The following is a 20,475-nucleotide window of genomic DNA, read 5'->3' as shown; positions in this document are numbered from 1 at the left end:
GCCGGGCACGTGCTGCTTGTTACCCGATCGCGCGTGAAGGGAACCTGTTGAACAGTGCGAAGTCGTGGTTAGGAAGTATTATATCGCAGTTCGACTTCACCCAACGGTCGTTGTCGATCCACTGCTGAACGTTCCACAGCGGCCCCATGGGCCAGGATCTGTCGATATTGGTGTAATTGTAATAAAAATCCGACCCGATACACACTTTTCCCAGGGACGTATTCACCATCACGACCATTTGACCGGCCGCATGGCCGCCAACCTTCACCAGCTCGACATTTTTGCTGAGCCTGTAATTTCCTTCGATTGTGTCCAGCCTGTCGCTAATCGAAGTCAGCTTGTGCTGCCATTCGCGGTAGTAGAAGGTCGCGAAGGGAGGTGGGCTCACCAGGAACGGCACCTCGTCCTTCTGAACGACGAAGCGGGCCTTGGTAAACAGCTCATTGTTGCCGATGTGGTCGAAATGCAGATGCGTCAGCGCGACCACATCGATGTCTTCCGGCTTCAAACCCTTTTGCGCCAGCGCGGTGACGATTTCCTCGTCCTTGCTCTTGGTTGCGATATAGTCGATGCCATACTGGCCCTGCATGGCCATGACCTCGTCGCAGTCGCCAAGGCCCGTATCGATGAGGATCGTCTTGTCCTCGCCCTCGATCAGCCAGATCGGCACCGGCACCATCAGGCCGGGCGTAATGGTTCCGTCCGAGTTGTAGACACGTTCCTTGTGGCCATAGGGCAGGAGGTCTTCCTTTTTCACCAGCGGGTGACGCTCGGGCGCGCCATAGACGCTGGTGGTGTAGCTGCTCTCCAATGCGCCCGTGAGAATGCAATGTATCCTAACCGTCATGATGGCTTGCCTTTCTCCAAAATTGTCCCTGTGCCCTTTAGAGCACCTGCAGATCACGCGTGTGGTTAGTCAGGAATTCGAATCCGTTTTCTGTGACGAGCACCGAATCCCCGAACTGCACGCCAAATCCCTTCACTGTCAGATTGCCATCGACGGCGAGCACCATACCCGGCTGCAAGATCGTCGGGTCGCCCGTCATGATCTGCGGCTTTTCGGCGAAGGAGGCGCCAAGCCCCCTGCCCGTGCGCGTGCAAGGCGCATAAGCTCCCTAAGATTCGCACCTCTGTTCAAATGACTACGCAGGCGTTCGCTGTTCGGATCACATGCCGTCATGCGGGCTCCTGGTCGCGGGCAGAGATTGCCGTAACGAACGGAGTCAAGTGGTCCAATTATGCCGTGACTGCGTAGAAATTGGCACTGTAGAGCAGAGAAAGGTCAGGACTTGAAAACTTATGGCATTGCCTATGTCGCAACCGGTCTGGTTTTTCTCGCAATCGACGCGATTTGGCTGACCGTCGCTGCACAACGGCTCTACCGTCCCTTGATGGGTGACATGTTGGTCGACGGTTTCAGGCTGGCGCCAGCGGTGCTCTTTTATCTCGTCTATATTGCCGGCATCGTCGTTTTCGCCATCTTACCAGCCTTGGCCAGCGACCGCTGGACGACAGCCACATCGTTCGGCGCGTTCCTTGGCCTGTTCGCTTATGCCACTTACGACCTGACCAACCAGGCGACACTCAAGAATTGGCCGATCATGGTGACTGTCGCTGATCTCTGCTGGGGAACGTTCCTGACCGCGGTTGCGGCGACGGCCGGATTCTTTATCACGCGCGCCTTCACGTCCGCGTCTTGAACCGGCTCATCAGACCTGAGGCGATAAGCCCGACGAAGACGGTGAGCGTCCCAGCGCTCATGGCGTTCAGCCGGAAAAATGCCTGATACTCGGAAACAGTAAAACTGTGCGCCGGAGCACCATACTTCCCGCTCAGCCCCAGATAAATAAGCAAAGCTGTGCCAATCAAAAGGAAGGCGATCATCCGCTCCGAAGGTCGGAAAAACGTCGCGGCAATCAGAGCGCATGGGATCAGGAAAATCTCGACGCCTGACGCGGGACCAAATACTTTCGCGCTCAAGATCGTATTGGCCATGCCGGCCACAGGTAGAAGCGCTCGGCCAGCCTTGGAACATCGTTTGGCAACTGCAGGAACGGCCAGGAAGAACGGGGTCGACAGAAACGTGAAGAACGTCGGCCAGACCTGGTCGCTAACCGCCCAATAGACGTAGAGCGGATAAAAAGGCTGGTTGGACGCGACGATTAGCGCGATCAGATTGCAGGCCGCGACCATGGGATCGTCATGTGCGGCGTAAGCCACAATTCGATCCCAAACGTGTCGAAGAAAATTCATGGTGAACTGTTTTGTTTTCAGACTGGTCGAAGGAGGTAATGGCTCACGCCCCATTCCTCGCCGCTGGAGTGCCCGAACAGCCCCGCCGTCGCCAGATAAAACAGACGCCAGCGCCGTCGCCAAAGCGCGGCGTCGGTGCCGTAAACCTCATCCAAGATGCGATCGATCCGCTCGCTGTTTTCATCGAAGCGCGCCAGCCAGTCCACCGCCGTCCTCTGGTAATGGAGCCCATTCCAACGCCAGTCCTGTTCAACCGTAAAGTAGTCCGGAAAGTGTCTGAGCAAGCGGTGGCTCGGCATGATGCCGCCTGTGAAGAAATGCTGGGCGATCCAGTCCGCCTCGTTTCTGTGGTCGAAACGATAAGGACTGTGCTTGTGGCTGAAGACGTGAATGAACAGTCGGCCTTTCTCGGGCTCGAGCCATGTCCTTATGCGTTCGAGCAACCCCTTCCAGTTCGACATATGCTCGAACATCTCGACCGAGACGATCCTGTCATATCTGCTATGCGGTTTGAAGGCATTCATATCCGCCGTGATGACGTGGACATTGGCAAGACCACGTGCGGCGGCCTCCGCTTCGATATGGAGCCGTTGAGGCTTCGAGTTTGACACGGCCGTAATGGTCGAACGCGGAAAACGCTCCGCCATGAAAATCGTTAGCGATCCCCAACCGCAGCCGAGTTCCAGGATCGATTGGCCGTCGACAAGATCGGCGTGCGCGACCGTTTCCTCCAGCGCCAGTCGCTCGGCATCGGCCAGGGTCTCTTCACCCGTTGGATAAAGACAGCAGGAATACTTGCGGTGCGGCCCAAGCGTTAGGGCGAAGAATTCGGGCGGCAGTTCATAGTGTTGTTCGTTGGCGGCGTCGGCATGTTCGGCGATCGGATGTTCGGTCATGGCCCGCGCGAATTCTTCTTCCTCCTGGCTGGAGGCTGCGGCAAGTTTCCGTCTCGTGCGCCCGACCAGGAACTCGATGCCCATCCGCGTCAATGGGTCGGGAAGCGGAGCGCGTTCGGCGGCGCGCATCGCTGAGGAAATCAGACTCATCGCGAGTCTCCATGATTGCTCGTGTCAACGGCGTGCTGAGGACCGGGCCAGAATGGGTTGACGCGGCGCTGATAGTCACGAAATGCCTTTCCACGTGAGCGCAGCATGTGCGCTTCGAGGGGCGGAATGCCGGAGGCGTGGACGAGCAGCCAGTACATCAGCAATGGTCCGGCGATGGCCAGCCATCCCCAAGGATAGGCACCCGTAAGGTCGATTGCGACAATGGCGTAGGCAAGCCAGCCCAACCATTCGAAGAAATAATTCGGGTGGCGTGAAATCCCCCAGAGCCCGACGTCGCAAACCTTGCCCTTGTTGGCTGGATTGGAACGAAATGCGGAAAGCTGACGGTCGGCAATCGTCTCGCCGACGATCGCAACGATCAGCACGGCGAAACCGGTCCAGTCGGCGACGCCGAGGCCCGGCGCGGGATTATGAGCTGCGAGCATGATCGACAGGGCAAGCGCGAAGGCCGCTAACGCCTGGATCTGAAGAAACCAGAACAGGCGACGCTTGAACGAACCACCCCACTCCTCGCGCAGTTGTTTATAGCGTGGATCGTCGCCGCCACGGGCGGTGCGTATCGAGATGTGGAGGCCCAGCCGCAGGGACCAGAACAACGCCAGGATCGCCACAAGCATCTGCCGCATCGAGATCTGCGAGTTGGCGAGTGGTATCATGGCTGCTGCCGCGCCGAACGCGCCGGTGGCGAAAGACCAGATCGCATCGATCCAACCCGACCGGCCAGTAAGAATTGCAATAAGCCAGGCGCCGATCATCGTCGCCGAGAGGCAAGCCGCCAACGCGAGAACGAAGATCCCTGTGGTCATGCGCTCCTTTTCTGCGCCGCCGGCCTTCCGGAAAGCGCTTGTTCATCGGTATGTTTGAGCGCAAAACCCACGACATCGTCGAGAACCGGCGCCAGAAAGCGCAACGGACGCGCAAACGCGCCGATCAGCGTGCGGTGGTTTACACCGTCGTAGAGCTTCGTTTCCGCTTCGCCGCCGACGCTTCTAATGCGTTCGGCGAGTCGAATTGTGTTCCCGGGATCGACGGTCCGATCATAGTTTCCTGACGCCAAGAACGCCGGCGAAGCAAACGCATCCACGAAGTTGATCGGCTGTGTGCCGGATAGGCCGTTTTCCGGCCCGAAGATCTGTTTAAGCGTCCGGCTACGAAGGGGGAGAAAGTCATAGGGACCGGCAAGGCCGATAATGGCGCGAAGGTCGACGCTTGCATCGAGATCAAGCTCAAGAAGCCATTGGCGATCGAAGGCCAGCATGGCGGCGATATGGGCGCCGGCGGAATGGCCCATGGCGATGACGCGACGCGGATCACCAGCGAATTCCGCAATATGATCGACCGTCCAGCGCATTGCCTCAGCCGCATCCTGGAGGAAGCCGGGGAAGCGAACCTCGGGAAAGACACGGTAATCGGGGATCACGGTGGTGAAGCCGCGCTCGGCCAGGGCATGTCCAACGAAGAGGTAGTCGCTTCGCTCTCCATCCTTCCAGCCGCCGCCATAGAAGAAGACGATGACTGGCGACGGCCCGTCCTTCGCGGCCGGATAGATGTCAAGGACATGGCGCCGGTGGCGTCCGTAGCGGACAACGCTAAGGGGTCGCGCCGCTCCAATCCTGGCAATCACGTTCAGCAAATCGACCGGAGACGGAAATGCTTTCATGTACCGGCCACTTCTGGCGGCACTGTGCTGAACGCGTTGCCCGCAGCCATCTATCAGAAACCTACGATCGGACGCAGAAGGCGGCCGAGCAATCCGTGAAGTCGCGTATCTCCTTCAAGCGCGGCAAGACACACGCAGTCCGATTCCTGCCCGACCACAGGTCGATGATCCACATCGTCGCCGGCCTCGTCGAGGTCCCCTGGAAAATATCGGCCACGCTCGTCGGCCAGCGATCCAGACAGAATTTGCATGAATTCGAGGCCGGTATGTCCATGAGCCGGCAGATGAAGCCCTGCCCTGCCTTTCAGCAGCATGACTTTTTCGTCAGGGCTACCGGGAATCTTGACCTTGCTCCATTTGAAGCCTGGCCCCAGCCATTTCCACGGTCCTACCTCGCAGTGCTGCATCGTCCGTGGGAGCTCGATTCCCAATTCCGGGTGCTTGTTCACGGACCGCTCTTTGGTCTGCAATTGTTGGACAACCTGAAGACGCTCCATGGTGCGTCCGAACAAATCCGCTGCCAGCGGAACGGGTGGCATCTCATCCAGGATCGCGCCGCCAACGGCCTCAAAGTGCGCCATACGGTTGCGGCAGACCGCACATCCTTCGAGATGGACGGAAACGACAAGCGCAGGACCTGAGCCCAATGCGCCGGCCGCCATACGCATCAGCGTTTCATCGCTGGGGTGATGGTTGATCGTCATATATCGCTGTCCAAAAGGGTCCGAAGCCGATTCAATGCGAGCCGAACACGGGATTTTACGGTGCCGAGAGGAATGCCCAGCTCTCTTGCAATCTCCGCATGCGGTTTCTCGGCAAAGAACGACAGCCGCACAATGGTTGACTGATCGATCGGCAGGCTTTCCAACGCCTTGCGCACCCCTTCCTCCCGTTCGGCAACGATGGCGATATCTTCACCCGAAGGGGGCATATCGAGTTCATCAGTCGGATCCAGAAGATGATCGGCAGTCCGAGATCGCGTGCGACGCAGACGGTCGATCCTTTGATTGCGGGCAATCGTAAAAACCCAAGTCGACGCGCCGGCTTTAGCGGGATCGAAATAGGACGCTTTACGCCATACCGCTATCATGACCTCCTGGGCCACTTCCTCCGCAGCGGCGTCTTCAAGGCCCGATCGCATGAGGAAGCTTTTGACGCGAGGCGCGAAATACCCGAAAAGTCGCGCGAAGGCATTCCGGTCCTGCGTCCGCGCAACCGCGTCAATCAGACCGATCAGTTCCTCGGGAGACGGCAGCACTGCTTTTTGCCTCGCCTCGTTCAAAACAACCAGCCTCGCTGCCGGACGGAGCTGCCGCGCATTCCCGGTTCCAATATATAAGCTCGCTGCATCCATTTGCCCTTCATACGCCTGCGCCCTGCGATTGGATCACGCTTCAAGTGATCTACCGCGCCCCGGCTTCCGTAAATACTGGCAGTTTGGCGCGCGGAGGGAAGTCCTTTGACCGGAAAGATTGCAGCAACCGATGGACGCAACGGGTGGGAACCTGGCTTGGCGGCTCATCAAGGCCTCGCCGTCGCTGTCGTCGGCAGTGGCATTTCCGGGCTGTCTGCCGCATGGTTGCTCTCGAAAAGGCATCGCGTCTCTCTTTTCGAAGCTGATTACCGGCTCGGAGGGCACAGCCATACGGTCGACGCCGCAGGCTTCGCAGTCGATACCGGTTTTATCGTTTTCAATGAAAAAACCTATCCGAACCTGACTGCTCTGTTCGATCACATCGGCGTCGCCACCAAGCGTTCCGATATGTCGTTTGCCGTTTCACTGGACGACGGCCGGCTCGAATACTCCGGCACCGGTTTGCTGGGCCTTTTCGCGCAGGGCCAGAACGCCATCAGCCCGCGATTCTGGATGATGCTGCGCGATCTGGTTCGTTTCTACCGCGAAGCGCCGCGGTCTGTTGCGGCGTTAGGAATGATAACCCTCGACGAATATCTCGATGCGGCCGGATACGGCGACAGCTTCCGCAATGACCATCTCTATCCAATGGCGGCCGCGATCTGGTCGACTCCGGCAGCAAAAATCGGGGCCTATCCCGCGGCCTCGTTCATCCGATTTTGCCAGACGCACGGTCTTCTGAAGCTTGTTGGCCGACCGGTCTGGCGAACCGTCGCCGGGGGCAGTCGGTCCTATGTGCAGGTACTCTCCAAAACCATACCCGAAGTCGTCTCAAACTATCCCGTAATCGCGATTGTTCGCGCAAAAGATGGCGTCGAGATCGTTGGACGCGATGGCCACCGTCGCCGTTTCGATCACGTCGTCATCGCAGCACACGCGGACCAGACTCTGAAAATGCTGGCCGATGCGAGTAGCGAAGAGCGACGTCTGCTTGGCGCGTTCGACTATATCGTCAACGACGCGGTCCTTCACACCGATACGCGCCTGATGCCGAAGCGGCGCCGTGTATGGTCGAGCTGGAACTACATGACGAGAGATGACAATGATGGCCGCAAGCTCGCTGTGACCTACTGGATGAACCGTCTGCAGGGGATCGAGAGCAAGCGGCCGCTGTTCGTAACGCTCAACCCTCACCGCGAGATCGAACTCGAGGCGGTCCTCAAGCGAATGAGTTATAGCCATCCTCGTTTCGATACCCGGGCGTTGCAGGCGCAAAAGGAGCTTTGGTCGCTGCAAGGGCGCCGCAACACCTGGTTCTGCGGCGCCTATTTCGGCGCAGGGTTCCACGAGGATGGGCTGCAAGCCGGCCTCGCTGTCGCCGAGGCGATCGGCGGCGTGCGGCGGCCGTGGACGGTTCCTGACGAATCCGGCCGCATCCATATTTATAACAGCGTGTCCGATCTGCCGGAGACGGAGGCAGCCTGATGCCGGAACTTCGATCGGGGCTGTATGCTGGTTCCGTGATGCATCACAGGCTGCGGCCAAGGCAGCATCGCCTGCGCTACAGTATTTTCTACCTGCTGCTCGATCTCGACGAAATAGACGTGCTGGAGAACAGACTTCGCCTTTTCTCGCACAACCGGTTCAACCTTTTCAGCTTCCATGATCGCGACCACGGCGAGGGGACACAATCGCCACGCGATAGGATCATCCGTCATCTGGATGAAGCCGGCATCGAAACGGGTGGGCCGATCCGGCTGCTCACCATGCCGCGCATCCTCGGATACGCCTTCAATCCGCTCAGCCTCTATTTCTGTCACAGGCGCGACGGCTCATTGTCCGCGATCTTCTACGAGGTAAACAACACGTTCGGTCAGCGCCATAACTACCTCATTCCCGTGGCTCCCGGCACAACTGGGCCGGTGCGGCAAGAAAGCCAAAAATCCTTTTACGTCTCGCCCTTCATGACCACCGACATGATCTATTCCTTCTCCATCATGCCTCCGGGACAGGATCTGTCGGTTTCGGTTACCGGCCGTGATGACGAAGGACCGCTGATTATCGCCAAGCTGACCGCTGTCAGGCAGGATTTGTCAGACGCCTCTCTAGCCCGCGCGTTCTTCGTATATCCGCTGATGACGTTCAAAGTCATCGCGGGCATCTATTGGGAAGCACTGCTGATCTGGCTGAAGGGAATCCGTCTCTATCCGCGGCCTTCCCCACCGGATCGGCCCGTCACCATCGGGCGCGGAGCAAACCCTGAAAGCGGTCGAGATAAGAGCAGCGTTCATGACGTTTGACATCAAGACGAGAACCTTGAGCGGCTTTAAAAGGCCCAGGGAAAGCCTCATCGCGCATTTGCTTGGCCGAATGATCGCGCCCATCGATTGCGGCCACATCATCGTCGTACTGCCATCCGGTGATCGTGTCGAGCATTCAGGTGCGCAGTCCGGACCGTCCGCCACGCTCGTCGTCCATCGCTGGCGAGCAATCCGGCGGCTCCTCAGCCACGGAGATCTGGGCTTTGCAGAAGCCTACATCGACGATGATTGGTCAAGCCCCGATCTCGCCGCACTATTGGAGCTGGCGGCACGAAACATCGCTGTGCTCGATCGCAGCATTTCCGGGTTCTGGCCCGCCCGCATGTATAATCGCATACGTCATTTGCTGCGCGCTAACAGCAAAACTGGAAGCCGTAGAAACATTTCCTTCCACTATGATCTCGGCAACGCATTTTACGAGCGCTGGCTCGACCCGACGATGACCTATTCATCGGCGCTTTATGCACATCCAAACCTGACGCTTGAAGAGGCCCAGGAAGCCAAGCTGTCACAAATCGAAGAACTCCTGGATCTTCAGGGTGGCGAGAATGTCCTGGAAATCGGCTGCGGCTGGGGGGCCCTGGCCATGAGGTTGGCTCGCGCAGGTGCTCACGTTACCGGCATTACCCTATCGACCCAGCAACTGGCTTTCGCTCGAAAGCGCCTGGAGCAGCAAAAGCTGGTCGACAGCGCCGCTTTGGAATTGACGGACTATCGCGACGTCGAGGGTTCCTACGACAGGATCGTATCGATCGAAATGCTGGAGGCGGTCGGCGAAGCCTACTGGCCGGCTTACTTTGAAACTCTGCATGATCGCCTGAACGTCGGCGGCATAGTCGTTCTGCAGGTGATCACGATCGACGAGGCGCGCTTCGAGGCTTACCGTGGCTCTCCCGATTTTATTCAGCGTCACATCTTCCCAGGCGGGATGCTTCCGACCAAAGCAATCCTTGCAGAACAAGGCGCGCAGGCCGGGCTCAAGCTGGTTTCGACGCAAATGTTCGGCGAGAGCTATGCGGCCACACTTTCCGAGTGGCGCAAACGCTTCCTGGCGTCCTGGCCCGACATCGCCGCAATGGGGTTCCCGGATCGCTTTCGCAGGCTCTGGAACTATTACCTCTGCTACTGCGAGGCTGGATTCAGAGCCGCAACCATCGATGTTGGCTTTTTTGTTTTCGCCAAAAGCTGACGGTTCGGATGGAAAAATCATAACTTCCTGAGGGAGCTCACGGTCTGCTCCCACGCCGGCGCAAAAGGACTTCAACGGATCGCCAGACCAAGCGTGCAACAACAGACTTTCCGTCAGGCATTTGTGCGCCTGTCGCTTTTGCGCGACGCGTTGCTGACGTCGAGAAGAGCAACGATAGCGAGGCTCGATGCCCATGGTCGGCACACCGTAACTCAAATCTGCGTGAATGGGAAATCCATAGCGCAGGCTCCCTCGTACAAAGTTCTGTCAGATGACAACGAAACACGGAGGACTTCATGACCATGAAATTGTTGAAAGCCGCTATGTTTTCTATGGCGCTTGCGGTGTCAGGAACCGCCTATGCGGCCAATCCGACGGTGGGCGGCGCGCCGATGTACGCCAGCAAGAACATCGTCGAGAACGCGGTCAACTCGAAGGATCACACGACGCTGGTGGCGGCTATCAAAGCAGCAGACCTAGTGAAGACGCTCGAAGGACCAGGGCCATTCACCGTGTTCGCACCGACCAACGAAGCCTTCGCAAAACTTCCCAAGGGGACTGTCGACACGCTTCTCAAGCCGGAAAACAAGGACAAGCTGGCAAAGATCCTTACTGCGCATGTCGTCGCCGGAAAGGTTACTGCCGAGGATCTTATCCGCGACATCAAGAAAAATGGCGGCAAGTACAACATGACGACAGTGAGCGGAGATTCGCTGACAGCCGAACTGAAAGGCAAACATGTCTACATCATCGATGAATCTGGTGGCGCCGCTGAAGTGACCATCCCGGATGTGATGCAATCAAATGGCGTGATCCACGTCGTCAACGCCGTTCTCCTGCCGAAATAAGCGACGTGAGCCGTGGGCGGTGCCCCTATGATTGGGCACCGCCCATTTTCGGCTAAATATCGGCGTGTCGGTGTGTAAACTCGCATCTTGCGGCGTATGAAATTAGAACGTTAGTTTTGATTTGTAATACAGAAATAAGAAAAACAACGCTCGATCAGATCTCGGTGCAATGAAACCTATAGATCACAAACCTAATATCGTTCTTGTACTCGGCAGCGCGCCTGATGCTCTGGAAGTTCGTGAGTGGGATCGTTCTACAATCGCATCGATAGTAGCCATAAACAATGCGTGGGCGATCCGCGACGATTGGGATTATTTGATATATCCGGACGATTTCCCAAGTGAGCGGTTACCCGCCACACAGTCAACATCTGCCTTGAAGATCACGTCAGACAAATTTGTTCCTGCGCAGAACGAGTTTGGCGGTTTTGTTTATGCAGGCGGAACCATGGCATTTACTTCTGCGTATTGGGCGCTTCATGCTTTGAAGCCAGACGTTCTCGCCTTTCTTGGCTGTGACATGATTTACTCCGGGGTTGGACGCACGCATTTCTACGGCAATGGAACGCCTGATCCACTTCGGCAAGACATCACGCTGCGTTCTCTTGAAGCGAAATCAAGCCGCCTTTTCGTGAAAGCCCTGCGAGAAGGAACACTATGCCTCAACCTTTCCAACCGCCCACGGAGCAGGCTGACTTTTCCGCGTACGACATTGGCAACTCTTTCGCGTCTGACTACGCGCCGCGTCAGTGCGTTGAACCAGATATTTTCAGGGATGGTCGTTCGGGAGGCCGAAGCCGCGGCAAAGTTGCTCGAGGCCAATTTGGGCTACTTCGTCGAAGACGGCAGGTACTGGAAAAAGATCACTGAATTCAGTGAATCCTGTATCGACCGGATCGACTCGTCATGGACCGACGCGATCGTTCGCATTCCAAAATCGTGCAGTTCCCGAGATATCTGCCAATGCAGGAACGCCTAACACAGGACTGACGAAGCGCGAGAGTTCACATGTGGTGAAATCACGTCCGCCGCTAGAAAGAGATATTAAATGGCGACGACGGTTATCTACGGCGGTTCAGGCGGCATCGGTACGGCTATTCTCGGCCGAGTCACCGCCCGGGGTGGCAGTGCCCATCTCGTCGGGCGCGATACCGGCCGGCTTAAAGAACTTGCGGTGGAAACCGGAGCAACCTTTACGGCTGTTGACGTGCTCGCTCCGGGCAGTTTCGAGCGTGTCGCTTCGGAAGTTCAAGGTCCCATCGATGGTCTCGTCTACGCGATAGGATCGATCAAACTGAAACCGATTGGCGGACTGAACGAAGATGACTTCGTTCATGACTTCCGGCTCAACGCCGTCGGCGCGGCGCTCGCGATTAAGGCGCATCTTCCCAGCCTTAAACGGAGCCCAGCGGCTTCGGTGGTCCTGATCTCCTCGGTCGCAGCCTCGCAGGGCTTTGCTGCTCATGCGTCGATCTCTATGGCAAAGGCGGCCGTGGAAGGGCTGACGTTCGCGATGGCGGCCGAACTCGCGCCGACAATTCGAGTCAATTGTGTAGCGCCCTCTTTGACCAAAACGCCGCTTTCGAAATCGCTGACCAATTCTTCTCAAATGGTCGAGGCCATCGCCCAATTGCACGCGATGCGCCGTTTGGGTGAGCCCGACGATATTGCCGCAATTTCCGATTTCCTTCTGACATCGGAAGCCGGCTGGATAACCGGGCAAGTGATTGGAGTGGACGGTGGACGTTCTCGTCTGCGGACCAAAGGTTAGGTTGGCCAACATGCGATGGGACGGAAATACGTTGCCCGCGACCGCTATAATAGATGACCTCAGCAGGAAGCCACCAGTCGCTACAATTGGTAGCGCCTGGAAACTTGTTACAGACGCGGTCATGGGTGGGGTTTCCCAAGGAGTGATGGCCCGCGAGGAAGTTGCAGGCCGGTGCGCCATCCGTGTGCTCGGCGACGTCAACCTGGAAAACAACGGAGGATTTGTTCAGGCCTCCCTCGATCTCTCGCCGACAGACCATGTTGTGGATGCAAGTGGCTGGGACGGGATTGCGATAGACGTGTGTGGCAACGGCGAGGTCTACAATGTTCACCTTAGAACAGATTATCTACAAAGATCCTGGCAGTCGTATCGCCAGGATTTTACGGCATACCCAGATTGGCGGACAGTGGTTCTGCGGTTTAGCGCTTTTGCTCCCTATCGCACCGATATTCCACTTGATACACATCGGTTGAAGCGTGTCGGGTTAGTCGCAATAGGCCGGGCATTTCGTTGTGATCTGGCGATCGGTGGTCTGAGATACATTCGCGACGATGCCCATGGCTGCAATCACCGAGAAAATATCAATAGACCTAAAGTCGTTTTGAGATCGCAAGCCATCTGATTTTATCATGCGACCGGCCGACGAATAACAGCATAGTAACAAGCGCGCCACCAATGCTACCTGTAAGTAATAACGGCTGCGAAACCGAAAGGCAAGATCAATGTCTTCATGTAGCCGCTTGACCGACCTGGAAATGCCGTCGTTAAAGTCTCTCAATCTGCTCAAGCGCGGCGCGCATATCGCCGCTGGCGAGGCGACGGGCATAGTGAGTGATCGCCCGCGATGAAAGTGGCAAAGGCCAAAACGATCGTCCTCATCCTCGGCGATCAACTCAGCCATCAAATCTCTTCGTTGAAGGGTTTCGACCCTCGGGAAGACCTGGTGCTCATGGTCGAGGTCGCCGACGAAACGACATACGTTCGACATCACAAACAGAAGATCGCCTTCATCTTGTCCGCCATGCGGCATTTTGCAGACGAATTGTGTGAACTCGGCTTCAGGGTCGAATATGTCCGCCTAGACGACAAGGCGAACACTGGCTCTTTCACGGGTGAATTGATGCGGGCGGTTGCCCGCCACAAACCAGATCGCGTGGTAGTTACCGAGCCCGGCGAATGGCGCGTGAGAAAAATGGTGGACTGTTGGCCCGAACAGCTCGAATTGCCTGTTCGAGAAGATGATCGCTTTTTTTGCTCTGTGGGTCAGTTTCAAGCTTGGGCGAATGGCCGCAAGACGTATCGCATGGAGTATTTCTATCGGGAAATGCGTCGTCGAACCGGCATATTGATGGAGGGTGACAACCCTTGTGGCGGTCAATGGAATTTTGATGCCGACAACCGCAAAAAGTTGCCCGACACGTTCAAAGTTCCGGAACGCTTCGGCTCAGAGCCGGACGCCATCACTCACGAAATTCTGTCTATGGTTGCGGCGCGTTTCGCGGATCATTTTGGCGATCTCGAAGACTTCACATGGGCGGTCACCCGCAAACATGCACTCGCGACGCTCGATATTTTTGTCTCTGAGGCACTTCCCTTCTTCGGCGACTATCAGGACGCAATGGCGGTTCACGAGCCATTTCTCTTTCATGCATTGCTTTCGCCCTACTTGAACATCGGCTTGTTGAACCCGCGCGAAGTCTGTGAAGCGGCCGAGAACGCCTTTCGCCGCGGTGATGCGCCGATCAATTCAGTCGAAGGGTTCATCCGGCAAATTCTCGGCTGGCGCGAATATGTTCGCGGAATCTATTGGCTAAAGATGCCACATTATGCCGAAACCAACGCTCTTGGCGCAGTCCGATCACTGCCCTGGTTCTACTGGTCAGGCGAAACAGATATGAACTGTCTCGCCACAACGATCGCCGATACCCGGCGAAACGCCTACGCTCATCGCATCCAGCGTCTGATGATCACCGGCAACTTTGCCCTGCTTATAGGGGTTCGTCCGGCCGAGCTTGAGGAATGGTATCTGGCTGTCTACGCGGACGCTTTCGACTGGGTCGAATTGCCCAACACACATGGGATGGTTCTTTTTGCCGATGGCGGGTTACTGGCATCAAAACCCTACGCTGCGTCCGGCGCTTATATCGACCGGATGTCCGATTATTGTGGGACCTGCGCATATAATCCAAATATTAAGCGCGGTCCTGGTGCATGCCCATTCAATTTTCTGTACTGGAATTTTCGGATTGAGAACCGCTCTTATCTCGAGCGAAATCCCCGATTGGGCATGCCGTATCGAACGCTTGATCGGATGCCAAAGGATCGCGTGAAGGTCATCACGCAGCATGCGCATGCGTTCATCGAAGGCTTATGACGAAAAGGCCCTTTGGTTGATCTGGCAGCGTGGTGCGCGACGATTGTCGTCCTAGCTTAAAACGCTTTACACCCAACCTGCCAATTCCTTTCGGACCATGTGCTCTATGACTTTCATGCCGTCCGTTCCGTCATTGAGGCACGGCACGTGGGTGAACTTCTCACCACCGCTGTGAAGAAACGTTTCCTTCGCCTCCACTGCAATCTCTTCGAGCGTTTCCAGGCAGTCGGAAACAAAGCCCGGATTGATCACCGCAATCTTTTTTGTTCCTTCTCGTGCCAGTTTCTCGACGGTTTTGTCGGTGTATGGCTGCAGCCATTCTTCCGGACCGAACCTCGATTGAAACGTCACCATTATACGCTCTTTGCTCCAGCCGAGACGTTCCCTGAGCAGTCTCGTCGTTTTTTGACACTGGCAGTGATAGGGATCACCCTTCGTAAAATAAGACATCGGGATGCCGTGGTAGGACGTCAGCAAGATCTCGGGCTCCCAATCCAGAGTAGCGAAATGGCTTTCGATCGAATGGGCGAGAGCATCGATATAGACAAGATCGTCATGATATCGCGGCACCGTGCGGATTGCTGGTTGCCATCTAAGGTCCATCAGCGCTCTGAAACTTTCGTCATTCACCGTCGCCGTCGTCGCGGCCGCATATTGAGGATAAAGTGGGTAGAGAAGTATCCTTTCGCAGCCGGATTTCTGAAGCGCTTCGATCTTGCTCCGGATAGACGGTTGACCGTAGCGCATCGCCCATTCAACCTGCACCGACGGAAGATCCGAGAGTCTGTCGGTAAGTTGCAAAGCTTGGCTATGCGTAAACGTCCTCAGGTAGCTTTCGTCCTTTTCCTTGTTCCAAATCGTCTCGTAGGCTTTCCCGACTTTTCTCGGTCTCGTATTCAGCACAATGCCGTAGAGTATGGGATACCAGAGCCAACGAGACCATTCGATGACACGACGATCCGTAAGGAATTCTGCGAGATATCGGCGTATCGAAGCGGGATCGGTAGCATCTGGCGTGCCTAAATTTATCAGTAGCACACCGATTTTTCCGAATTTCACCGTCGGATGGTTGGAGGGTAAGTTCTCAGTCAAGGTTCGATGATCCATTGCGTAAAAGAGTTAGCGCCGGGATGGGCATAAGCCCAGACCCACGAAAATTTTACTTTCTGCTCTAAATAATTCTGTGCGCCTTCAGGCGTTTCAATTCCTCGATCGCTACCGAAAGCAGCGTGTCAAGCTCGAAGAGAAGCTCACGCTTAGGATGATTCAGAATCGACTTGCGGATTTTTTCGATTTCCTTCTGGATGTCCTCCAATTTGACCTCCTGCATACTACCTATACGGGGGGGAGGGTTATGCGGATCACTGCCGTAGTGGACATTCCTAAGGCGAGTATCATGCGGAGCTTTCCTACGTTTCAGCAAAAAAGTGACCGAGCGCAGCGAGCGCCTAAATGGCAACGCGTCCGGAAAAGTTGTCGGCCTGAACGATGGTCGTTTGCATCATATGCCTGCTTGCAGCCCGGGCAACAATCGCAACGCGCGCAACGATCTACGTCCTTGCCTTTAGCCTTTACTGTTGAGTATCTTATTGACAGCCGCGTTCCTCGTAGAAACATCATTTAAATTTTTTCGCACACCCTCCGATATAGCCCGCACACGCGCGAGCACTGAGCTCACCAGATCGGGCCGCGCCGCGCCATTGGTGTCGAGATGCGCGGCCACCTCGTCGACTAGCACCGAGCCTACGACCACGGCGTCAGCGACGCGGGACACCGCCGCTGCTTGTTCCGGCGTACGAATGCCAAAGCCCACCGCAATCGGCAGGTGCGACTGCTGCCTCAGGCTCATGACCGCTCCGGCGATGCTGCCGATATCGACCGTTTTGGTGCCAGTAACGCCCGCAACCGAGACGTAATAAATGAAGCCCGTAGATTGATTTAGCAGCGACGGCAGACGCTTATTATCGCTGGTCGGCGTGGCGAGCCGGATGAAGTTGATGCCGGCGGCCAGCGCCGGCAGACATAGCTCCGCATCGTGCTCTGGTGGCAGGTCGACCACGATAATCCCGTCTACTCCTGCCGCCTTGGCATCGGCGAGGAAGTGCTCAATCCCATAGATGAAGATCGGGTTATAGTAGCCCATGAGTACGATCGGCGTTTCGGCGTCATGAGCGCGGAAGCGGCCCACCGTGACCAGTACGTCCTTGAGCGTCATGCCGGCCTTAAGAGCTCGCTGTCCGGCCGCTTGGATCGACGGGCCGTCCGCCATCGGGTCGGAGAATGGCATGCCGATCTCGATTAGGTCGGCACCGCTCGTCGGCAGTTCCCCAAGCAGCCGAGCAAAGGTCTCGGCGTCGGGGTCGCCGCATGTGAGATAAGTCACGAGCCCGGCGCGCCCCGCTGCCTTGAGTTCCGCGAAGCGCCGGGCGATCCGGCCGCTCATAGCGCTATCTCCAGCGCATTGGCGACAGTGTCGACATCCTTGTCGCCGCGGCCGCTTAGATTGACTACCATCAGGTGACCGCGCGGGAGGGTCGGCGCTAGCTTCGCCGCCTGCGCCAGCGCGTGCGCCGATTCCAGCGCAGGGATAATGCCTTCAAGCCGTGTGCAGATCTGAAAGGCATCAAGCGCCTCGCGATCGGTTACCGCGACATACGCGACGCGCTTCTGCTCGAAAAGCCAAGCATGCTCTGGTCCGATGCCGGGATAGTCGAGGCCGGCCGAGATCGAATGCGCATCGACAATCTGCCCGTCGGCGCTCTGCAGCAAATAGGTCTTGTTGCCGTGGAGCACGCCGGGCGAGCCGCCGGTGAGGGAAGCGGCATGTTTGCCGGTCTCGATGCCATGCCCCGCGGCCTCAACGCCGATGATTTGGACCGAGGAGTCGTCGAGAAAGGGGTGGAAGAGGCCGATAGCGTTAGAGCCGCCGCCGATGCAGGCGACAAGCGTGTCGGGGAGCCGACCCTCTGCTTCCTGCATCTGCGCGCGCACTTCCTCGCCGATGATGCATTGGAAGTCGCGCACCATGGCGGGGTAGGGGTGCGGACCCGCCACCGTGCCGATGATGTAGAAGGTGTCCTCGACATTGGCGACCCAGTCACGCAGCGCCTCGTTAAGCGCATCCTTTAGGGTGGCTGTTCCGGAATACACGGGCCGAACCTCGGCGCCGAGCAGCTTCATGCGCAGCACGTTGGGCTTTTGCCGTTCGATATCGGTCGCTCCCATGTAGACGATGCAGGGCATATCGAATAGCGCGCATACGGTGGCTGTGGCTACGCCGTGCTGTCCAGCGCCGGTCTCGGCGATGATGCGGCGCTTGCCCATTCGGCGGGCTAGCAGGACTTGGCCCATGGCGTTATTTATCTTATGCGCGCCGGTGTGATTGAGGTCCTCACGCTTCAAGTAGACACTAGCCCCGCCCCATTCACGCGTGAGCCGCTCGGCGAGAAAGAGTGGGCTCGGGCGGCCGACATACTGCTTCAGGTAATAATCAAGCTCGGCGGCGAATGCAGGATCGGCCTTTGCCGCGATACAGGCGCGTTCGAGCTCCAAAATTGTCGGCATCAACGTTTCGGCGATAAAGCGCCCGCCATACGCGCCAAAGCCTCCGCGCTCGTCAGGCCCTCCGCGATAGGTGTTGGGAGCCGCCATTAGTCTCACCCCTTCAAGAGTTGGCAGAAGCAACAGGACTCAGCATAAGACGCGAACATGCTTTTTTTCTGCCGATATTGAATTGATACGAAGATTGACGCCAATTAGATCACCGGGACGCTTTGACGCGCTCTCGGGTCGCGCTGAACGCGGCCCTCCGCCATAAGTCCGCACCTTCATTGCGGCGTCACTGGAGTCTGGTATTTTGCCTAAAGCGGTTAACAGTCTGGCTCGGCTCGTATGCCATCTTCGGTGGAGCCCTGTATTTATTTCCGCGACGACTGGGACTTCACATACCATTCATGGGCTGTGACGAGCAGACTTTCCCCGTCCGCGCAGGGTTGCGCTACCCTAATTGATCCAAACAGCATATTGGCACGTAAAAGGCGGGTATTGTGCAAAATTGCTCGTCGTTGTGCGAAATGGGTAAGTCAATGCGTTTACTGATTATCGGCGCGAGCAAGGGCATAGGGCTGGAGGCTACGCGCCAAGCCCTGGAGGCTGGGTACAATGTACGCGCATTCGCACGGTCCGCGATGGAGTTGGACCTCTCACACCCGAAGCTAGAGAAGGTTTGCGGTGACGCGCGGAAACCTGAAGACGTAAAGGCGGCCCTTACCGGGGTGGGCGCTGTAATACAGACCCTCGGAGTGAGACTGCCTGACTTACTTCGTCCCATATACATTTTCTCGGACGCGACGCGAGTGCTGATAACGGCGATGCAGGCACAACGTGTCAAACGTCTGATCTGCGTAACAGGTTTTGGAGCCGGCGATAGCCGCGCCAGCATCAGCTATTTGCAACGCTTGCCGTTCAAGATCATCTTCGGTCATGCATATAAGGATAAGAGTTTGCAGGAGTGCTTGGTCAAGGCAAGTGGGCTTGATTGGACAATCGCACGGCCCGGGGTGCTCATCAGTGGGCCACAGACCGGTCATTATAAAGTTCTTGCAGAGACCTCACAGTGGCGGAATGGGACTATCTCCCGGTCTGACGGGGCGGAATTCCTCGTTCGACAGGTCGAGGAAGAGAATTACATACACAAGTCTCCGGTCCTGGTAAACTGACTGTTAGATCGCTCAGGTAATCGTTGTGGAAACAAAGTTCTCCGAATCGATGGTGTATTTTGACGAATAATGTCCTCTATGTCGGGCAGAGGTTCATTATATTGCCGAATCCCAAGCCGTTGCGGGCCCTTTTATTGACGTCAGCGAAACGGTCACTTGATCTGCAACTAATTGCTCGCAGCAAGCAATGGAACGGTTCCATGCCAGCGCAAGCGATGGACGTATCCTCTCAGGAGCGGCTACGCTAATCGATGTTTGGTCTCGTCTACCGAAGGGGCGCTGGGTGGCGCGTCTCGCCGAGCTGCTTGGCGTATTGGCCGCTTTGGAGTTGGTGTACCGACGTTTCTTCCGGTTCCGCAGTTCGTGTCCGGTATTTTGGAAAGATACTGAAGCATTAGGCATAGCTGGAGCGGTACTTCGAGCTCAACCACAGGGCATGCTAGCTTTGGATGAAAAGCGGGCTCACGAAGAACGGCATATTCGCTATCTAGTACGAAGAAGAATGAAACGACGTGGCCGTATTGAAAAAAAGCGTGGCGCATCTATCAGTAGGAGTCGTTGCAGAGCGTTACGACAATACGCCGTCAACCGTCTTTGTGCTCGCCCACAATGCCACAAAGGAATTGCTTGTAATCCGCCGCGCCAAGCAACCCGGCTACGGATTGCTTGGACTGCCAGGGGGCTATCAGATGCGTGGCGAGACCTGGCAGGAAGCAGGCGCGCGAGAGTTGCTGGAGGAGACGGGCTGCTATCTCCAACCGTCGTTTTTAGAGTTCGTTTCTATTAGAACCGACGAATGTTGATTGCCACTGAGAACTGACCCGGCGCAGCCCAATATTTCCATTGAGAATTGACCCATGTTTGAACCCTCCCTCGCATGTTTTCAGCGGGGGCTATGGAGTGATCGACATGGCGTTATT

General features: G+C 56.7%; 22 protein-coding genes and 2 pseudogenes. 12 read left to right on the top strand and 12 right to left on the bottom strand.

Annotated features, from left to right (window positions below):
* Positions 1–19: 19 nt before the first annotated feature.
* Both QU595_RS28430 and QU595_RS28425 read right to left on the bottom strand, forming a co-directional pair.
* On the bottom strand, positions 20–847 hold the full coding sequence (locus QU595_RS28430; protein ID WP_315928382.1) for an N-acyl homoserine lactonase family protein: 828 nt from the start codon (positions 845–847) through the stop codon (positions 20–22).
* A 37-nt stretch (positions 848–884) separates the two neighbouring features.
* A pseudogene (locus QU595_RS28425) lies at positions 885–1,082 on the bottom strand (M24 family metallopeptidase); the annotation flags it as partial.
* Positions 1,083–1,289: 207 nt separating this feature from the next.
* On the opposite strand from QU595_RS28425, the gene QU595_RS28420 reads away from it, so the two are divergent.
* Complete coding sequence (locus tag QU595_RS28420) at positions 1,290–1,700, top strand: DUF2177 family protein (RefSeq protein WP_315928380.1); 411 nt, start codon at positions 1,290–1,292, stop codon at positions 1,698–1,700.
* Here the strand turns inward: QU595_RS28420 and QU595_RS28415 are convergent.
* The 6 genes from QU595_RS28415 to QU595_RS28390 are packed head-to-tail and all read right to left on the bottom strand — an operon-like array spanning position 1,684 to position 6,262.
* Entirely contained in the window at positions 1,684–2,220 is a 537-nt protein-coding gene (locus QU595_RS28415) for a hypothetical protein (RefSeq protein WP_315928378.1), read from the bottom strand. The genes QU595_RS28420 and QU595_RS28415 overlap by 17 nt on opposite strands.
* 50 nt (positions 2,221–2,270) lie before the next feature.
* A complete protein-coding gene (locus QU595_RS28410; protein WP_315928376.1) occupies positions 2,271–3,299 on the bottom strand; it encodes a cyclopropane-fatty-acyl-phospholipid synthase family protein in 1,029 nt (342 codons plus the stop codon).
* Positions 3,296–4,126, bottom strand: a complete 831-nt coding sequence (locus QU595_RS28405) for a DUF1295 domain-containing protein (RefSeq protein ID WP_315928374.1) — start codon at positions 4,124–4,126, stop codon at positions 3,296–3,298. Before QU595_RS28405 ends, QU595_RS28410 begins: the two co-directional genes overlap by 4 nt.
* The gene (locus tag QU595_RS28400; RefSeq protein WP_315928372.1) at positions 4,123–4,980 is read right to left on the bottom strand and encodes an alpha/beta hydrolase; all 858 of its coding nucleotides are present in this window, start codon (positions 4,978–4,980) and stop codon (positions 4,123–4,125) included. Before QU595_RS28400 ends, QU595_RS28405 begins: the two co-directional genes overlap by 4 nt.
* A gap of 53 nt (positions 4,981–5,033) precedes the next feature.
* Positions 5,034–5,684, bottom strand: coding sequence for a ChrR family anti-sigma-E factor (locus QU595_RS28395; protein WP_315928370.1), 651 nt, complete (start codon positions 5,682–5,684; stop codon positions 5,034–5,036).
* Positions 5,681–6,262: a sigma-70 family RNA polymerase sigma factor gene (locus QU595_RS28390; RefSeq protein ID WP_315928579.1), complete on the bottom strand. Its 582-nt coding sequence runs from the start codon at positions 6,260–6,262 to the stop codon at positions 5,681–5,683. The genes QU595_RS28395 and QU595_RS28390 overlap by 4 nt, the downstream gene beginning before the upstream one ends.
* 228 nt (positions 6,263–6,490) lie before the next feature.
* Between QU595_RS28390 and QU595_RS28385 the strand changes: the two genes are divergently transcribed.
* The 8 genes from QU595_RS28385 to QU595_RS28350 all read left to right on the top strand — a co-directional run bounded on the left by QU595_RS28385 (position 6,491) and on the right by QU595_RS28350 (position 14,837).
* Positions 6,491–7,819 carry an NAD(P)/FAD-dependent oxidoreductase gene (locus QU595_RS28385; protein ID WP_315928577.1) on the top strand — a complete coding sequence of 443 codons (1,329 nt, stop codon included), beginning with the start codon at positions 6,491–6,493 and terminating at the stop codon, positions 7,817–7,819.
* A complete protein-coding gene (locus tag QU595_RS28380; protein ID WP_136359590.1) occupies positions 7,819–8,634 on the top strand; it encodes a DUF1365 domain-containing protein in 816 nt (271 codons plus the stop codon). The genes QU595_RS28385 and QU595_RS28380 overlap by 1 nt, the downstream gene beginning before the upstream one ends.
* Complete coding sequence (locus QU595_RS28375) at positions 8,624–9,844, top strand: SAM-dependent methyltransferase (protein ID WP_136359591.1); 1,221 nt, start codon at positions 8,624–8,626, stop codon at positions 9,842–9,844. Before QU595_RS28380 ends, QU595_RS28375 begins: the two co-directional genes overlap by 11 nt.
* Positions 9,845–10,140: 296 nt before the next feature.
* The gene (locus QU595_RS28370) at positions 10,141–10,692 is read left to right on the top strand and encodes a fasciclin domain-containing protein (protein WP_230978845.1); all 552 of its coding nucleotides are present in this window, start codon (positions 10,141–10,143) and stop codon (positions 10,690–10,692) included.
* A gap of 169 nt (positions 10,693–10,861) precedes the next feature.
* Complete coding sequence (locus tag QU595_RS28365; protein ID WP_315928363.1) at positions 10,862–11,671, top strand: hypothetical protein; 810 nt, start codon at positions 10,862–10,864, stop codon at positions 11,669–11,671.
* Positions 11,672–11,740: 69 nt separating this feature from the next.
* On the top strand, positions 11,741–12,463 hold the full coding sequence (locus QU595_RS28360) for an SDR family NAD(P)-dependent oxidoreductase (RefSeq protein WP_315928361.1): 723 nt from the start codon (positions 11,741–11,743) through the stop codon (positions 12,461–12,463).
* Between the two features lie 10 nt (positions 12,464–12,473).
* A complete protein-coding gene (locus QU595_RS28355) occupies positions 12,474–13,085 on the top strand; it encodes a CIA30 family protein (RefSeq protein ID WP_410000592.1) in 612 nt (203 codons plus the stop codon).
* 222 nt (positions 13,086–13,307) lie between these two features.
* Positions 13,308–14,837 carry a cryptochrome/photolyase family protein gene (locus QU595_RS28350; RefSeq protein WP_315928360.1) on the top strand — a complete coding sequence of 510 codons (1,530 nt, stop codon included), beginning with the start codon at positions 13,308–13,310 and terminating at the stop codon, positions 14,835–14,837.
* A gap of 66 nt (positions 14,838–14,903) precedes the next feature.
* Here QU595_RS28350 and hemH read toward each other — a convergent pair whose 3' ends face one another.
* The 4 genes from hemH to trpB form a co-directional block, all read right to left on the bottom strand.
* On the bottom strand, positions 14,904–15,944 hold the full coding sequence (gene hemH, locus QU595_RS28345; RefSeq protein WP_315928358.1) for a ferrochelatase: 1,041 nt from the start codon (positions 15,942–15,944) through the stop codon (positions 14,904–14,906).
* Positions 15,945–16,008: 64 nt separating this feature from the next.
* Positions 16,009–16,152 carry a hypothetical protein gene (locus tag QU595_RS28340; protein WP_315928356.1) on the bottom strand — a complete coding sequence of 48 codons (144 nt, stop codon included), beginning with the start codon at positions 16,150–16,152 and terminating at the stop codon, positions 16,009–16,011.
* A 249-nt stretch (positions 16,153–16,401) separates the two neighbouring features.
* Complete coding sequence (gene trpA / locus QU595_RS28335; protein ID WP_315928353.1) at positions 16,402–17,280, bottom strand: tryptophan synthase subunit alpha; 879 nt, start codon at positions 17,278–17,280, stop codon at positions 16,402–16,404.
* The gene (gene trpB / locus QU595_RS28330; RefSeq protein WP_315928351.1) at positions 17,277–18,488 is read right to left on the bottom strand and encodes a tryptophan synthase subunit beta; all 1,212 of its coding nucleotides are present in this window, start codon (positions 18,486–18,488) and stop codon (positions 17,277–17,279) included. The genes trpA and trpB overlap by 4 nt, the downstream gene beginning before the upstream one ends.
* 434 nt (positions 18,489–18,922) lie before the next feature.
* Between trpB and QU595_RS28325 the strand changes: the two genes are divergently transcribed.
* From QU595_RS28325 to QU595_RS28320, 3 genes and pseudogenes are all read left to right on the top strand, one after another.
* On the top strand, positions 18,923–19,555 hold the full coding sequence (locus tag QU595_RS28325) for an NAD(P)-dependent oxidoreductase (protein WP_315928349.1): 633 nt from the start codon (positions 18,923–18,925) through the stop codon (positions 19,553–19,555).
* Positions 19,556–19,742: 187 nt separating this feature from the next.
* A pseudogene (locus QU595_RS30250) lies at positions 19,743–19,856 on the top strand (DUF393 domain-containing protein); the annotation flags it as partial.
* Positions 19,857–20,067: 211 nt separating this feature from the next.
* Positions 20,068–20,358, top strand: a complete 291-nt coding sequence (locus tag QU595_RS28320) for an NUDIX domain-containing protein (protein WP_315928347.1) — start codon at positions 20,068–20,070, stop codon at positions 20,356–20,358.
* Positions 20,359–20,475 lie beyond the last annotated feature (117 nt).

The organism is Mesorhizobium sp. SP-1A, from assembly GCF_032460275.1.
Taxonomy (GTDB): domain Bacteria; phylum Pseudomonadota; class Alphaproteobacteria; order Rhizobiales; family Rhizobiaceae; genus Mesorhizobium.
This window is presented reverse-complemented; position numbering and strand designations above follow the sequence as displayed.

Excerpts from the sequence above, each read along its gene's own strand:
- QU595_RS28430 (WP_315928382.1), bottom strand. The coding sequence starts at position 847 with ATGACGGTTAGGATACATTGCATTCTCACGGGCGCATTGGAGAGCAGC.
- QU595_RS28410 (WP_315928376.1), bottom strand. The coding sequence starts at position 3,299 with ATGAGTCTGATTTCCTCAGCGATGCGCGCCGCCGAACGCGCTCCGCTT.
- QU595_RS28405 (WP_315928374.1), bottom strand. The coding sequence starts at position 4,126 with ATGACCACAGGGATCTTCGTTCTCGCGTTGGCGGCTTGCCTCTCGGCG.
- QU595_RS28400 (WP_315928372.1), bottom strand. The coding sequence starts at position 4,980 with ATGAAAGCATTTCCGTCTCCGGTCGATTTGCTGAACGTGATTGCCAGG.
- QU595_RS28395 (WP_315928370.1), bottom strand. The coding sequence starts at position 5,684 with ATGACGATCAACCATCACCCCAGCGATGAAACGCTGATGCGTATGGCG.
- QU595_RS28380 (WP_136359590.1), top strand. The coding sequence starts at position 7,819 with ATGCCGGAACTTCGATCGGGGCTGTATGCTGGTTCCGTGATGCATCAC.
- QU595_RS28375 (WP_136359591.1), top strand. The coding sequence starts at position 8,624 with ATGACGTTTGACATCAAGACGAGAACCTTGAGCGGCTTTAAAAGGCCC.
- QU595_RS28370 (WP_230978845.1), top strand. The coding sequence starts at position 10,141 with ATGACCATGAAATTGTTGAAAGCCGCTATGTTTTCTATGGCGCTTGCG.
- QU595_RS28365 (WP_315928363.1), top strand. The coding sequence starts at position 10,862 with ATGAAACCTATAGATCACAAACCTAATATCGTTCTTGTACTCGGCAGC.
- QU595_RS28360 (WP_315928361.1), top strand. The coding sequence starts at position 11,741 with ATGGCGACGACGGTTATCTACGGCGGTTCAGGCGGCATCGGTACGGCT.
- QU595_RS28355 (WP_410000592.1), top strand. The coding sequence starts at position 12,474 with ATGCGATGGGACGGAAATACGTTGCCCGCGACCGCTATAATAGATGAC.
- QU595_RS28350 (WP_315928360.1), top strand. The coding sequence starts at position 13,308 with ATGAAAGTGGCAAAGGCCAAAACGATCGTCCTCATCCTCGGCGATCAA.
- hemH (WP_315928358.1), bottom strand. The coding sequence starts at position 15,944 with ATGGATCATCGAACCTTGACTGAGAACTTACCCTCCAACCATCCGACG.
- trpA (WP_315928353.1), bottom strand. The coding sequence starts at position 17,280 with ATGAGCGGCCGGATCGCCCGGCGCTTCGCGGAACTCAAGGCAGCGGGG.
- trpB (WP_315928351.1), bottom strand. The coding sequence starts at position 18,488 with ATGGCGGCTCCCAACACCTATCGCGGAGGGCCTGACGAGCGCGGAGGC.
- QU595_RS28325 (WP_315928349.1), top strand. The coding sequence starts at position 18,923 with ATGCGTTTACTGATTATCGGCGCGAGCAAGGGCATAGGGCTGGAGGCT.